The organism is Pseudoalteromonas sp. THAF3, from assembly GCF_009363775.1.
Classification (GTDB): Bacteria; Pseudomonadota; Gammaproteobacteria; order Enterobacterales; family Alteromonadaceae; genus Pseudoalteromonas; species Pseudoalteromonas ruthenica.
In genome coordinates this window covers 150,604-165,599 of sequence record NZ_CP045418.1, presented here as the reverse complement: position 1 = coordinate 165,599, position 14,996 = coordinate 150,604, and the positions used below count along the sequence as shown (strand labels likewise).

General features: G+C 49.3%; 11 protein-coding genes. 5 read left to right on the top strand and 6 right to left on the bottom strand.

What is annotated here, in order from left to right:
• Window positions 1–69 precede the first annotated feature (69 nt).
• From FIU82_RS00770 to FIU82_RS00760, 3 genes are all read left to right on the top strand, one after another.
• Complete coding sequence (locus FIU82_RS00770) at window positions 70–594, top strand: GNAT family N-acetyltransferase (protein WP_152440106.1); 525 nt, start codon at window positions 70–72, stop codon at window positions 592–594.
• A 117-nt stretch (window positions 595–711) separates the two neighbouring features.
• Window positions 712–1,869, top strand: a complete 1,158-nt coding sequence (locus FIU82_RS00765) for a hypothetical protein (protein WP_152440105.1) — start codon at window positions 712–714, stop codon at window positions 1,867–1,869.
• Window positions 1,870–2,157: 288 nt separating this feature from the next.
• On the top strand, window positions 2,158–2,844 hold the full coding sequence (locus FIU82_RS00760) for a TorF family putative porin (RefSeq protein ID WP_152440104.1): 687 nt from the start codon (window positions 2,158–2,160) through the stop codon (window positions 2,842–2,844).
• A gap of 47 nt (window positions 2,845–2,891) precedes the next feature.
• Here FIU82_RS00760 and FIU82_RS00755 read toward each other — a convergent pair whose 3' ends face one another.
• Together FIU82_RS00755 and FIU82_RS00750 are read right to left on the bottom strand one after the other, a co-directional pair.
• Window positions 2,892–3,617 carry an ABC transporter substrate-binding protein gene (locus FIU82_RS00755; protein ID WP_172972688.1) on the bottom strand — a complete coding sequence of 242 codons (726 nt, stop codon included), beginning with the start codon at window positions 3,615–3,617 and terminating at the stop codon, window positions 2,892–2,894.
• On the bottom strand, window positions 3,604–4,491 hold the full coding sequence (locus FIU82_RS00750) for an aldo/keto reductase family oxidoreductase (RefSeq protein WP_152440102.1): 888 nt from the start codon (window positions 4,489–4,491) through the stop codon (window positions 3,604–3,606). Before FIU82_RS00750 ends, FIU82_RS00755 begins: the two co-directional genes overlap by 14 nt.
• 71 nt (window positions 4,492–4,562) lie before the next feature.
• On the opposite strand from FIU82_RS00750, the gene FIU82_RS00745 reads away from it, so the two are divergent.
• Window positions 4,563–5,372 carry an endonuclease/exonuclease/phosphatase family protein gene (locus tag FIU82_RS00745; protein WP_172972687.1) on the top strand — a complete coding sequence of 270 codons (810 nt, stop codon included), beginning with the start codon at window positions 4,563–4,565 and terminating at the stop codon, window positions 5,370–5,372.
• Here FIU82_RS00745 and FIU82_RS00740 read toward each other — a convergent pair.
• Window positions 5,367–8,951: a M1 family aminopeptidase gene (locus tag FIU82_RS00740; RefSeq protein WP_152440100.1), complete on the bottom strand. Its 3,585-nt coding sequence runs from the start codon at window positions 8,949–8,951 to the stop codon at window positions 5,367–5,369. The genes FIU82_RS00745 and FIU82_RS00740 overlap by 6 nt on opposite strands.
• 8 nt (window positions 8,952–8,959) lie before the next feature.
• Window positions 8,960–9,844, bottom strand: a complete 885-nt coding sequence (locus FIU82_RS00735) for an ABC transporter ATP-binding protein (RefSeq protein ID WP_022943935.1) — start codon at window positions 9,842–9,844, stop codon at window positions 8,960–8,962.
• Between the two features lie 162 nt (window positions 9,845–10,006).
• Here FIU82_RS00735 and FIU82_RS00730 point away from each other — a divergent pair, with 162 nt between their 5' ends.
• Window positions 10,007–10,684, top strand: a complete 678-nt coding sequence (locus FIU82_RS00730) for a nitroreductase family protein (protein WP_138547912.1) — start codon at window positions 10,007–10,009, stop codon at window positions 10,682–10,684.
• Here FIU82_RS00730 and FIU82_RS00725 read toward each other — a convergent pair.
• Both FIU82_RS00725 and FIU82_RS00720 read right to left on the bottom strand, forming a co-directional pair.
• Entirely contained in the window at window positions 10,679–11,734 is a 1,056-nt protein-coding gene (locus tag FIU82_RS00725) for an efflux RND transporter periplasmic adaptor subunit (protein ID WP_152440099.1), read from the bottom strand. The genes FIU82_RS00730 and FIU82_RS00725 overlap by 6 nt on opposite strands.
• The gene (locus tag FIU82_RS00720; RefSeq protein WP_152440098.1) at window positions 11,724–14,993 is read right to left on the bottom strand and encodes an efflux RND transporter permease subunit; all 3,270 of its coding nucleotides are present in this window, start codon (window positions 14,991–14,993) and stop codon (window positions 11,724–11,726) included. The genes FIU82_RS00725 and FIU82_RS00720 overlap by 11 nt, the downstream gene beginning before the upstream one ends.
• Window positions 14,994–14,996 lie beyond the last annotated feature (3 nt).

The window sequence follows — 14,996 nt, the reverse complement described above, 5'->3', positions numbered from 1 at the left end:
CATTTTCACTGTGTCTGTTTTGCTTTTTTACGTGCCATTACACTGGTTGTCAAACGAAAAGGAGCTAACATGACCCTATTAATAGACACACCAAGGCTGCAGATGCGTCATTTCCGACTTGCTGATGCCGAAGCAGTGCGCGCATTTAATGCCAACACCGAAGTCACTCGGTATACCGGAGACCCCGCTCAGATAAGCACCAGCGAGCAGGCTCGGCGCCTCATCAAAGACGTTTGGTTACACGAATATGAACGTTATGGTTACGCTCGTTATGCCTTGATACACAAGCAACACAACAGGTTAATTGGATTTTGTGGTTTTAAGTTCAACCCGCAACAACAGCTTGCTGATTTGGGCTACCGCATGCTTCCTCAGTATTGGCAACAGGGTCTTGGCTATGAGGCGGCACAGAGCGTCATGACATATGGGCTAAACACCCTCGCAATACCAGGAATTTATGCCGAAGTAGATAGTGCCAACACGGGCTCTGTACGCATTTTGCAAAAACTTGGTTTTACGCACACGGATTCATATCGTCAATGGGGGCTCAACCTACAACGCTATGATTATATGTGTGCTCCCTATAGTAGATAAGCCACCGGGCTACTTAAAACAGCAAAGTCAATATTGCATCAACACACAATGTCAGTATGATGCACAGCCCCGCTTAAAGTGGGCTGTGTTGTATCAAGTGGAGTTGTAGTACCAAGCATGAAGAAGTTGCTTATATCCCCATCAAAAATGGCGCTGGGTGAACAAGAAAGTCAGATTTATCAAAATATTTTAAAACAGGCGACCGATATCAGCCTAAATCTAATGGCGGTGAAGGTTAAAAACCACCCAGACGAGTTCTTAGGTTGGTGTTATGAGTTACTTGACGCACTCAATAACCGCCTAAACTACGAGTTACTAGAGCCTCAGCAGCTCCCTTGTGTAAAGAAGCTACACACACTGCTTACTGAAGCCATTAGCTTCTTGCAACTGAAGGCCTTACGTATTACTCCTTGGCCAGTGCTATGTGAATACCTGCAACAGCAGCAATCACGCGTTTTATTAGATGAACACTTAGCCTTATGTGACTACATCGACAAGCTACGGGAACTGTCGTTAGCTGAACTCAGTAAAGAGGACCGCCTTGTAGTCGCGGGTAAACACCTCAACAGCCATGACCCAGCAGTCTACCGCTTTGATGTCGAGCTCTTTGCTGCAACGAGAACCAATAAAACATTTCACCAATTGCTGGCTGATTTCCCAGCTCTTTTTGATCAGGCTTTGGCGCACATTCCACTACAAGGAGAGGTAACGCGCGAGCATTACAGTGCCTTTGTTACAGCCTATCAAAGCACCTTCATCGATGCCGATGAAAAGCCTACACTTGCTCCGGCAACGCGCCTGTTAGCAATGCGCCGACCCGATGTATTCACTCCTGCCAGCCAAGCTAAATTAGATACTTTGTGCGCTGCGCTAGGTGTTGCCAAATTGAGTAACCGCGACTTCGAGCGATATTGGCAGGAGCTGGTATGCACTATAACTCGTCTACCCTGGTACACTATGGCCAGCGGCGACAATGACCTAGAGCAACGCTTGTGTGCCAACAAAGCACTCTTACCATGCTTATTTTTCTATTTCGCCGAGGATAGCGCGCAGCAATCAAACTACTACAAGCTGCTCCATAAGCCGAAGCGTTCATCTTCCAGCAAAGCACCTAGACGCAGCAAAGAGTCTGCAGCAACGCTGGTAGATAGAGCTTTAGCCGAAGATGATATCCCAGAGCATATTCGCGCCAAGCGCGACTCTATCATCGCCGAAGTGGAGAAAGGCCGCAGCATCAATGATACCCTCACCTTAATGCGCACCATTTTCGGTTAACCCCTCATCCCATACAGAGCGCCGCTCGGCGCTCCAGCTTATCAAGCGCCTCCCCCTGGTTTGCAGCAACAGTACCAGCGCATAACGAGTCACGGTGGTGTGAATTATCTCGGTGCATCCGCATAAAATATGCACCAGGGTCGTGCAACAGATCACTTTGTGAAATCTGGCCATTTCCAAAAATCAATACCAAGCTGTTGAAAAATATTTAATTATTAATTTATTTCATACTCTGGCATGGCCTTTGCCCTGTTTATGCCAACACAGCGCGAAAACGGGAATGAAACAATGATAAAAACAACACGCTGGCAAGTCTCGGGGCTACTCTGTCTCGCCCTGTTGCCTATTACAGGTCATGCTAAGAACAGTCTAACTGCGAATGTGGCGGCTAGTTCAAACTATTATTGGCGAGGGATCACACAAAGTGATGACCAAGCCGCAGTATCGGGCGGCTTAGATTATGCTACGGACAGTGGCTTCTATATGGGAACTTGGCTATCCAATATTGATTTCGGCGAAGCCGCAAGCACTAGTTATGAAATGGATTTGTACGCTGGCTTTGGCGGCACAGCGGGAGAGATCGATTACGACGTTGGTTATATCTATTATGCCTACCCTGATGCCGCTGACGACATTGGTTTTGGTGAGGTTTATGGTTCACTAAGCTGGCAATGGCTGAGCGCAGGGGCGAGCTACCTACTTAATGCCGAAGACGATGCCACCAGTGAAGAAGATATGCTTTATTTAGAGCTCAATGCTAGCTTTCCAGTTTTCACCGACACTGAGCTCGCATTCCACCTAGGCCATTCAAGTGGTGACACCGTTCGGGAGTGGTATGGTGAAGATGATAGTTACTTAGATTATGGCGTTAGCATCAGTAAAGCCGGGTTCACACTTGGCCTGTTGCAAACTGATCTTGATGCTGATGACGATTTGAAAGCCTACGTGTCCTACAGTATGGACTTTGATTTGTAGGTATTTACCGACTTATTGTTGCTGCAAACCAGGGGCCGTCAGGCCCTTTATCTTTTATTTTTCTCATCAAAAACCTGCTTTAGAGCTTGCACTAACTGAGGATCAGAGTGTTTATTTACTGCCAAGCATAATGGCGTTCGTTGACTTTGCTCTAACTCCCACACCTTGATTACTGTATTGGCCGATAACTCCCTTTGACGCAGCGCTAAGGTCATCGCAGCTTCTGTATTTAAAATTAAATCTAACCTTCCAGCTAGAAATTTAGTCATGCTGACCTCAATGCTAGCCGCCACATCTAAGTGCCGCTCATCACTAAACCCCTGTTGCCGCAAATGCTGATGAGTCCAGCCGTCTCGACTCACTGCGAGCGTATACTGCTTCACATCAGCCAATGAATGCACTTTTATGCGCTGATCATCACTGCGCTTGTAGATAAACATAGGAGTGGGCGCACTGATGGGACAAAACCAGTGAAACAACTGGTGCCGCTGTGCGGTTTTATAAATTGCGAATATACCGTGGTTAGCGCGAGTTTTAGCTAAATTATAGGCTCGCGCCCAAGTAGTAAGGTGAATATCAGCATCAATATTGGCGGCTTCTAAAGCCCCACGCACAGCTTGCGTTGCCCGGCCAACCACCTGACCCTGCTCATTAAGGTAGTTGTAGGGCGGCCAGTGCTCGGTATAAAGCTGTAGCTGGGGCTGCGCAACAAGGCTAAAGCTAAGACTCATTGCAATTAGCCACACATAGATGTGATATTTAAGGTACTGCATGGCCTTTAGATGCCTGCCATATTCGATACCATTGCTCATGGCTTAATTCTAGCAGCTGAGCGCCAATTGCACTGCGAATACGGTCAATATTCCCCGTACCTAACACCACAGCAGGCTGGCTTGGGTGCTTCAACAACCACGCATATACCACTTGATCTAGGCCGCTTGCCCCGATTTCCTGTGCGATTTGCTCTAGTGTTTGCCGTAACCTTTGTGCCTTTTCAGTCATACTCGTAAATATCTTGCCGCCCGCCAGCGGCGACCAACACATCGGGTTTATGCGCCAACGTTGACACTGATCTAAAGTACCCTCATCTAACGCATTCATCTGATAGGGAGAGAACTCAATTTGGTTGGTTTGCAGCGGGAAATCCAACCGCGACTGCAATAACTCAAACTGACTGGTGGTAAAGTTAGAAACGCCGAAGTGCAATACATCACCACGCGCTCTCAAGGTATTGAATGCTTCAGCCACTTCATCTGCCTGCATTAAGTAGTCTGGGCGGTGGATCAGCAAGCAATCTAAACGATCGGTGTGAAAATGCTGCAGTGACTTTTCAGCACTGGCGATAATATGCTCACGGCTGGAATTATAGTGATTAACATGCCCGGGCACAGCGCGCTTACCCTGCTGCAGCGCAATGCCGCACTTGGTGATGATACGAATTTGTTCACGTACGCTGGGTTTGAGCTTTAATAACTCTCCGAACGCCGCTTCACAGCGATATTGACCATAAATGTCAGCATGATCTGTATCAACAATGCCCTGCTCAATACATTGCTCTACAAACGCGAGGTTTTGTTGGGCGCTGCGCTGCCAATCGAGCATACGCCAAAACCCTAACACTAAAGGCGAAATAGTTCTGTGTGCCATACTTTGCAACCTGATATTTTTTTGCCACTATAGCACAGCCCATTGGCAGCCCTTCAAGGTACATCATTGTCGTGATCAGTTTATATTTGGTGTTTTACAGCGCATTTTTACTTTGGCAACAGTGGGTGTTACCAGCTGCCAGTGAAGACATCCAGGGCATTGTCTCAACGCCACGGCAATGCGCGCAGCAACTCAGAAAACCAATCACTACGCACACTGACGTCCTACCACAGCGTATTGAAGTCCTCAGTTGGAATATTTATAAAGCACAACATGAACAACTACTACCGGATTTAAGAGCACTGTCTCAGGGCGTTGACTTTGTGCTTTTACAGGAGGCGTTTCGCGACCAACAACTCTTTGCTGTTAAGCCTTATGCACGCTTTTCCCCCGGCTTCCGGGGGTGGTCAAAACAAACCGGTACCTTATTGCTCAGTGATTTTCAGCCGCAGCTCTATTGTCGCTTTTACCAACGCGAACCCTGGCTGCGAACACCGAAGGCATCAAGTATAAGCCGTTATGCGCTAGCGCAGGGGGGCAGTTTACTTGTAGTGAACCTCCACGGTATCAACTTTACCTGGGGCACCGAAGACTATCAACGCCAACTAAAAACCTTAACCCTTCTCATTGCTCAGCATAACGGGCCTGTTATTTTTGCTGGCGATTTCAATACCTGGAGCCACTCCCGTCAACAATTAGTACAGCAGCTATTAACTCCTTTGCAGTTAGCACCGGTGACCTTATCCCCTGACCAGCGCACGCGTTTTTTTGGCTACGCTTTGGATCAAGTGTGGACCCGAGGGGTAAAAATAAAAAGAGCTCAAGCGTTGGCACGCGAGAGCTCAGATCATAACCCGATATTGGTGTCGTTAAGCTTATAGCTTTTTCACGTTATTAGCGCTATCACGATCGACTAATTTAATGAGTGGGTCGACACCTGCAAAACTTGGCCGCTCATCAACGTACAGCTCTAGTGTATTGGCGCCTGAGACCAGCTCATGCTTTTGTAAGTAAATCACTGAATCGTTGGCACTTAACTGTTCAGGGTCAAAGTGGAACAAGCCGATATCCACCAGCTGCTGCATGGGCTCTTCTGTCTCGACCCCCTCACCATTGGCATATACTTTTTTGGCATCAATGCTCAAGGTCACTTTAAACTTACCGCTTTGCTCATTTGTTTCACTCACGACTACATCTTCTAGCGCTAGCTCATACAAAGTGATGCGTTTAAACTGATCATCAATAAAGGCCTGCTCTTGCTCATTCGCTTGCGCTTTGAGGTGACGCAACAGGTCAAGAGTTGTGGGGTAAGGGTTCGTTTGGTACTTAAACTCCTGTAAAAAGTGCCGCAATGCCGTGTTGGTGCGCTTATCGCCTAACCTATCAGCAATCGCCATCATCACCACCGAGCCTTTACGATAGTGCAAATATTGCTGATTTTCAGAGCGGTATAACGGCATCTCGCGATAACTTTCCATGGTGCGCCCCTGCAAATAGCGATCTAACTCATACTTGAGGAATTTACGCAGCTTCTGCTCGCCATATTTTTCCGCCATCACTTGCAGTGCACTGTACTGAGATAAGGTTTCAGATATGACCGCCGACCCCTGCACATTGGCGGCACCAACTTGGTGCCCCCACCACTGGTGCGCAACCTCGTGAGCGGTTACATAATAAGGCAGGTTAATATCATCTGGGTCTCGCAAATCGGTGATGAAGCCAATACGTTCAGAATAAGGAACGGTGTTTGCGAAGCTCTGCGCAAAGCCACGGTAACCTGGGAACTCGAGGATTCGTAGCTGTTTATGCTGGTAAGGACCAAACTCCTTGGTGAAATAATCGATAGAGTCCTTAGTAGACTGGATCATCGTATCGACATTCCACGGGTGGTCACGATGATAATAAACTTCAATATTGATGCCTTTGTAACGCTCTTTCTTCACCTCTAAGCGGGCCGACATAATATTGTAGAAGTCCACCATAGGCGCATCCATCTCATAGCGATAAGTCCGGCGTCCGCGTTCTTCATCTACTTGCTCACTTTGCAAATAACCTGGGGCGATAGCAAATTGGTCAATATCAGTGCTCACCGTGGCGCTGAAATCAATAAAACCGACGTTGGCACCAAAGAAATTTTGCCCATAATAGCGACTATCCTCGAGGTCATTGGCACGCTCAAGCTCGGGTAAATCACGTTTGCGACGCTCGTTGCGATCCCATAGCTGGTAATCAAGGCGATAGCCAAATACCGGTAATAGTTCCGCGTTATTAATAAAGGTGCCATTTTCAACCAAGCTGGTATCAAAGCCGCTATCTTTAAAGCCTTGGTGGGCACGTACCACAGTTAAAGTGCCTTGACGCACCTCCCCTGGCTGCATAGGTTTTTCGAACTCAAACCACCAAGTGTTTAAGTCATCAATCTTTTCACCTAAGGCACCGCCTTCTAGTTGCACCTGCCATTGTTCACTGTACTGCGGTTTACTCACCAAGAAACGTTCAATCACTTGCTCAGTTGGGTTGGTGAACGTGATATCGGCTTGTGCTTCAATACGTCGGCGCTGCGGATAGATATCAGCGGTAATATCCACCTTAGTTAACATAGGCACAGGCGCTTCTTTATATTGGCCCAACTGCTTTTCGTATTGCACCTGCAGAGCTTGAATATCGTCTTTGGTGTGAAATTCGTTCAGTCCCCGCGTGTTGTGGTATATCCACGCGCCGCTGGCGACAAACATCACTAACCCACAGGCTGCCAATACTTGCCCTTTACCGCCTAAGTTATAACTGAGCAGTCGTATACGCGCCAATAGGCTTTGTTGCGGACCTCGGTGCCATAAGCCGTAGCCTAACGCTGCCAAAGCTAAGGTCATACCTAACCAATACACATTGTACCAATGCATTGCATTAAGAAAGTGACCGTAAGTATTCAGATCAGAATAAGGAGCAGCTGGGGAGCCGGCAAAGTCATACATGTTGTGACTAAAGCCATAGTTGTTAAGGATCAGGCTTACGGCGTAATAGACAATAAACAGTACCATGCCCACATATTTATTGGGGCTGATCACTTGGAAGAAGAAGGCCAACACTGTGGTCATAAATAAAGGCACTAAGGTTAAGTAACCCAAGCGGAATAAGTATTGACCCAGTTCGATATTAAAGTGGCCTTTGATCAGCTGATAACTAATAGTGAGCGCCATCCCCACTACATATAACATCACTAATACAGCGGTCACAGCGGTTAACTTCGAGCCCCAAAACACTAAGTTATGTGCTGGGTAAGAATCGATAATATCGCCAAACTTTGAGTTGCGTTCGCGCCATACCACTTCAGCAGAGTAGTACACCAACACAATGACCATCAACACGCCCATGGCCCCTTGAATAAGCGGAACCATAGTTTGTGTCAGCGGCCAGTTGGATACGCCATAGCTGACCCCTGGTGCGAGTAGCGGAGCAATCAGCATAAACAGCGTGATGGTCGCTAAAATCAAAAACGCTGGGCTCATTAATACCTGAGCAAACTCAAAACGGGTGCGCATCATAAACTGACTGCGGGTATTAATGCTCTGTACTCGCACCGAGATATTGTTGGCTAATGCTTGTTGCGCGCGCTTACGCATTGATTGCGATACACCTGGGCGCTTTTTATCTTTACCTTGGCTCTGATAACCACTTTTGAGTCCTAGCAGCGCAAACACGACTCCTGCGACAGCGAGCCATAGCACGCGGTTATACAGCAGGTAGCTGGAAAAAGGTAATAACAGTTCATTCTTCTCAACCGTGGTCCAATAACGCGTTACATCTGCAAATGCACCATAACCAAAGGGATCTAATAATGCCGCCCACACCCGTACCGACGGCTCTTCAAAATACACCGAAAGGGTCGAATAAGTGAGAAATAGAATCACGGCGGCAATATATACAGCCATCATGGTACGAAAACGCAGCGCCGCTACATGACAAAACACCGCAATCACAAACAAGGTGGGCAAAGCGAGAACCAGATAAGGCTGCAGGTAGTGAGATAAATGCTGCTCGCCCAGCAGCTCGGCTGGCGACCAACCAAGCATGACGCCAAAAGCGCTCCCCGCAAACACACCTAAAGGTACAAACAGCATTACCACCGCAGTCACCACAAAAGAGCCTAAAAAGTGACCCAAGGTGTAAGCCTGCTTATTAAAGGGCTTGGTGTACACCAGCTCTAGCATGTTTTCAGTATCGTTGCGTAAGCTGGATGAAGCGACAAAGTTCACCACCGCAAAAAGCACGAAATTCAACGCCACAACTTGCACAAACGCATTCACAAATGGGCCGTTGAGATGCACGTTAGAACCCCACAACGGGAGGTTATCGCTCATGGTCATGGCAAACGAAAGTAGGAAAAACAATAAACTACAAACGTAAAAAGATGGCTGGCGCAAAAAATAGCGCAGCTCAAAGGTGAGCATTTTAAGTAACATATGCCCTCCTACGCCTGTGCCGCTGCACGTTGCTGGTATAAAGTCGAGAAATACACGTCTTCTAAGTTACTGGGCACGGCCTCAAATCCTTCCGGCGGCGCATCGGCAAATACATGCAAAATAGTATTGCCAGCAAACAAGCGTTTAGAAATCACCGGTAGGTGCTGCTCAAGCTCTAACGCCTGCTGCTGATTGGCCACTTCTTTACGCCAAATCTGGCCATTAAGCTGATGGGTCAAATCGATAGGGTTGCCTTGCAAGAGAATTTCACCACCCGCTAGCACCGCCATGTTAGGGCATAGCTCACTGACATCATCAACGATGTGCGTTGATAAGATCACCACTTTTTGCTCACCCAAACTAACTAATAGGTTGTGAAAGCGATTCCGCTCTTCAGGGTCTAAGCCCGCAGTCGGCTCATCGACTATCAGTAGGTCAGGGTCGCCAAGCAGCGCTTGAGCAATGCCAAAGCGTTGGCGCATGCCTCCTGAAAAACCACTCACTGCTTTCAGTTTATGCTCATACAAATTGGTGTGTGCAAGTAGGCCATCGACCACTTCTTTACGCTCTTTGGCGTTGTCTAAACCTTTTAATATCGCCATATGATCGAGCAAATCTGCTGCACTAACTCGGGGATAGACGCCAAAATCTTGTGGCAGATAACCCAGGCGGCGGCGCACTTCCTGCGGCTGTTTAAATACATCCAGTCCATCAAATTCGATGGTGCCGCTATCCGCTGTTTGTAAGGTTGCAATGGTGCGCATCAATGATGATTTTCCGGCACCGTTCGGCCCAAGGAGCCCAAACATGCCTTTAGGGATTGTTAAATTCACTCCTTTGAGCGCTTGCACGCCATTGCCATATGTTTTGGTAAGGCCTTGAATCGAAAGCACGGGGTATTCCTTTTTATATTTATTATTAGTGCCTAGGGTTATACCACAGGGGAAAGCGGGTACAAAGATGAACGCGACGTTAATATGTAAGTAAATATGATGTAGACAGAAATACCATTCGGACCTAGGCTAAAATCACCACCACCATTGAGCGAGTACACTATGCAGCCCCACCAACATACCCCGTTAACCGACTTTATTGAGTACCCTGCCGCGCAAATGCTGACGCGTGCGCAGGAGTTTTTAGACACCGCCAAACGTCGCCACAGTATTCGTAGTTTTAGCGACCGTGCGGTTGATAAACGCATTATCGAAACCTGCATTCAGGCGGCAGGCACAGCGCCGAGTGGAGCTAACCACCAACCCTGGCACTTTGTCGCTATCAATTCCGAAGCCGTAAAAAAGCAAATTCGCGAGCAAGCAGAGCAGTTAGAGCGCTCGTTTTATGAGGGCCGCGCTGGGCAGCAGTGGCTAGATGCACTCAAACCTTTGGGCACCGATGCGCAAAAGCCATATTTACAACATGCGCCTTGGTTAATCGCGGTATTTAGCCAGAAAAAAGGCGGTTTACACACCGATGAGCAGCAACCCAATTATTATGTTCACGAGTCTGTTGGGCTCGCCACAGGCTTTTTAATTCAAGGCTTACATCGCGCCGGGCTAGCCACCCTCACGCACACTCCCAAGCCGATGAGCTTCCTGAGCGAAATTTGCGGCCGTAACAAAGACAATGAACGTCCCTATATGCTTATCGTGGTCGGCTACCCAAGTGACGATGCCACGGTGCCCAACCACGCTTTACAGAAAAAATCGCTGACTGAGATAGCAACATTTTTATAGCGCTGCGGGCTGCGCTTCGGTGGCTATTATCTCACCGGGGCTCAGCCCTGAAAGCACCTCGACCTGCTTATCAACAACTTGCCCCAAACGAACATAGCGGCGCTGCAATTGCCCTTGCTTTACCACCATGACCATGTCCAGCTGACCGTGTTGGTGCACCCACTCGCGGGCCACCAGCACTCCTTGGCGTGAAGACGCTGGCAGCTCCAACTGCGCATACAAGCCTGGCAGCAGCTTCGCACTTTGTGGCGCCGCAAAGCGCATCAACAGTGAGCGCGAACCACTGTCCGCTGCGGGGACCACCTCCACCAACGGCACGTCTGCGTGTAGCGCCAACGAAGCAATTGAAACTCGTCGCTGTGTGCCAATATCCAAGGTTAATGCCTGGCCTTCACGTACCGCAAACTCAAGCTGTAGTTGCTGCGGGTTGTAAATGGCCAGTAGCGCCTGCCCTGGGCTCGCGGTATCACCCGGCTCAGCGAAACGCTCGACCACGCGTCCAGCAATAGGTGCTTTAATGGTGGCGTACTGTAAGGCAATCTGCGCTTGTTGCAACGCTTGCTGGGCCTGCTCAACACTGGCTTTGAGGTTGTCATGGTTGGCGGTAGCTACATCAATATCGTTTTGCGAAATCAACCCTTGTGCAAATAGCTCGTTAGCACGGCGAAGCTGTTTACTGGCCTGCGTCAATGACGCTTGCAATGCATTTACTTGCGCTTGGGCTTGCTGCACTTGGCTTTGTAGCGCCTGTTTATCAAGCTCAATCACCACTTGTCCTTGCTTTACGGTGTCGCCTGCTCGCACTAAAAAGCGCTCAATCTGTGCTAATACCCGTGCTGAAACTTGGGTATTTTGCTTGGCAATAACCTGTCCTGGCACCACTTCTGCCACATTTATGGCACTAAGCTCAACCTGATGGGTGGCGCCTCGGTATGATTGTTCATCGGTTTTAACTCCTGGCGCAATATGCTGAGTAAGCACCCCAGAAAACCACACTATTACGGCGGCTAAAATAGCTATGACGAGCGCCGCTGTTAACTTAGTTCGCATTGTTTGCTTCCTCTTTTGCAAAGACCAGGTAATACACCAAAGGCACGACCAGCAAAGTGAATAGGGTTGAGGCGAGAATGCCGAAAATAATCGCGATTGCGAGACCGCTAAAGACGGGATCAAAAATGATCATTATATTGCCCAGCAGGGTGGTCCCAGCGGTTAACAGCACTGGTCGCATACGTACCTGCACAGCGTTAATAAGCGCCGTTTTAATGGCTTCACCTTGGCGTCGTGATTGTTCAATAAACTCCACGAGGATCAGTGAATTACGTATGACGATACCGGCCAGGGCAATCATGCCAATCATCGCCGTGGCGGTAAATAACACCGGCTCCGGCGCGCCGGCAATAGCGCGCTCACCCAATTGATTCAGTAACCAAAAGCCGGGCATAATCCCAATAATGGTAAGCGGAATGGCCGACATAATAATTAATGCCAAGCTCATGGATTTTGTTTGCACCCGCAACAACACTAAAATGGCCGCCAACGCAAAGGCAAAGGCAATGCCCATATCGCGAAACACATCAATTGTGATGCGCCACTCCCCTTCGCCGCTAAAAGATACATCAATCCCCTCGCCAAGGTGCCATGCTTGAGTGCCACCCGAATCAACAAAAGTACGCTGCTGCCAAGGGGTGTTTTGCAATTCTGCCACGCCCTTATCGGCACTGACATCGGCAATCACTTCCGCCGGGGTACGGCCATTGAGCTCAGCCATAACATAGATAACCCGTTGTAAGTCTTTGCGCACAATGGGCTGGGGTCGCGCTAATGAGTTAAACTCGCCCAACTCGGACAGCGCCACCATAGGCTGAGGAGCGCTAGATAAACCAAGCTCCGAGCTACTTTGGCTAATATTGCGCTGACCTTTCACCTGCAGGGCGCCAACATGTGTTTGCGTACGGTGGCGATATGGCAGCGTCACCTCGATAGGCAGCGGGTTGATTTCATCATCAACATAAAGTTGACCGACCTGCTGACCTTTTAATGCCACCCTTAGCGCCGTGGCGATATCGGCGCTGGCTACCGCCGACAGTGCCGCTTTGCTGGTGTTGGTAACAAAGCGCAGCTGTGTTTGCGCGGCGGCCATGGAGCTGTCAACTTCAACAACATGGGGCTCTTGGCGCAGCCGCGCCATCACTTGGCGTGCGGCCTCACGGTGCTGTTGCGCATCAATAAACGGTTTGGCATAGACCTCGGCGACCAAAGTACTCAGCACCGGAGGCCCGGGCGGCACCTCAATCATTTTAATAGTGATCCCGTCTTGATTAAATTCGGCCAGCTTATCACGCAGCCGTAACACCACGGCATGGGACTGATGCTGGCGTTGCGATTTATCGTGTAGTAATACTCGTAACTCCCCCTGATGCTCGCCAACGCGGCGGTAATAACCTCGCACCATGCCATTAAAGTCCATACTCGAGGGCTGGCCGACGTACGCGGCAATGGCCTTGACCTCATTAAGCTGCCACACCTTGTGCTGAACCTGACGAGTCAATGCCGCCGTATGCTCCAATGCCGTCCCCTCGGGCATATCGATAAGCACCTGCACCTCGCTTTTATTATCGTAGGGCAGTAACTTCAGCGGCACGGCACGCATCACCGGCAAGCTGGCGCTGAATACAAATAACGCTAAAACCGTATACAGCACCCATTTAGCTCTGCGTGGTTGGCTAAGGATATAACCCAGCAATTGCGTGTATTTCTGCATCGCTTTGCTTGGCTCCCTGAGCGCCAGACCTTGCTCTGGCTTGAGGATACGCATAGCTAGCCATGGCGTTACGAAAAATGCCACCAGCGTCGATAGCGCGACACTGATTGGCACGTTAAACGCCATGGGTGCCATATAGGGGCCCATCATTCCGGTAATAAAGGCAAGTGGAAAGAAGGCAACCATAATGGTCAATGTTGACATCAACAGCGGCGTGCGGATTTCGCTGATGGCAGCGACGATGTTATCTTTTCGATCACCAGAGCGATTAAGGTAACGACTGATATTGTCTATGCCGGTGATTGGGTCATCGACTAATAGCCCCAAGGCTAAAATAAGCGCGAACAAGGTGACGCGGTTAATGGTGTAACCAAAAGTCCAATCTAGGGTGAGGGTGAGGCCATAGCAAATAGGCAAGGCCAAGGCGATCACGATCGCTGGACGCCACCCTAGAAACACGCCGATAAAGAGCACCACGGTAATAATGGCGAAAGCCAGGCTGGCGCCGAGGTTATTGACTTTGTCATTCGCTGTTTGGCCATAATCGCGTAGCGTCACCACTTTGACTTCCGGCGGCAACAGCTGTTGTTGCAACCGCGCCATTTCACGATGCACCGCATCGGCAACCGCCACCGCATTACTACCCCCTTGCTTTGCCACGCTCAAGGTCACTAAGGGCAGCTGCTGGTGATCGCCGTGTTGTAACCACTGGTAATGACTGGGCTCACTGGGGCCGACGGTGATCTCGGCGACGCTATCTAAGCGCACTGCCTGACCATTGACAACATTAACCACTAACTCACTGAGCTGCGCTTGGTCACGTAAGGCATCACCGGCCTGAACATGCACCCGCCATGAGCCTTGAGCATCGTTGACTCGACCCACTTCATGCAGCTGATTGGAGACCTCCAGCGCATAGAGAGCATCTTGTACCGTGGTTTGATGGGCATTGAGCGCGCTGATATCGAGATAAATATAGGCGCTGCGTTTACGCCCAGCGACCACCTTTACCTCGCTCGTATCCGCCAAGCGTTGTAAATTGGTGGCTAACTCCTGCGCCATGCGGGTGAGGTCATAATCGTTATAGAGCTGCGGTGCCTCGCTGTATAAGCCCAACATCACAATGGCCACATCATCGACCGATATGGGCTTAATCTGCCACTGCTTAACCACCTGAGGCATGGTGTCTTGATAGGCATATAATTTTGCATAAGTGTCTATCAAAGCTTGCTCGCGGGAGTGGCCCACCTCGAAACGCAGTGTGGTCACTAATTGCTCATTAGCCGTGGTGGAATAGATGTGTTCAACCCCTGGAATTTGCGCCAGCAGCTTCTCTAGTTTGATGGTCACCAGCCGTTCGACTTGTGGCGCTTCAATACCGGGCACGGCCACCGTGATATCAAGCATAGGCACGGTGATCTGTGGCTCTTCCTCACGCGGGGTATAGCTTAAGGCCAAAGCGCCAAGCACCAAGGCCACAATGAAAACCACCAGCGCAAAAGGGCCGTTCAAACTCGCTTTTACTGTTTTATCCAAGGCGTTCACAGC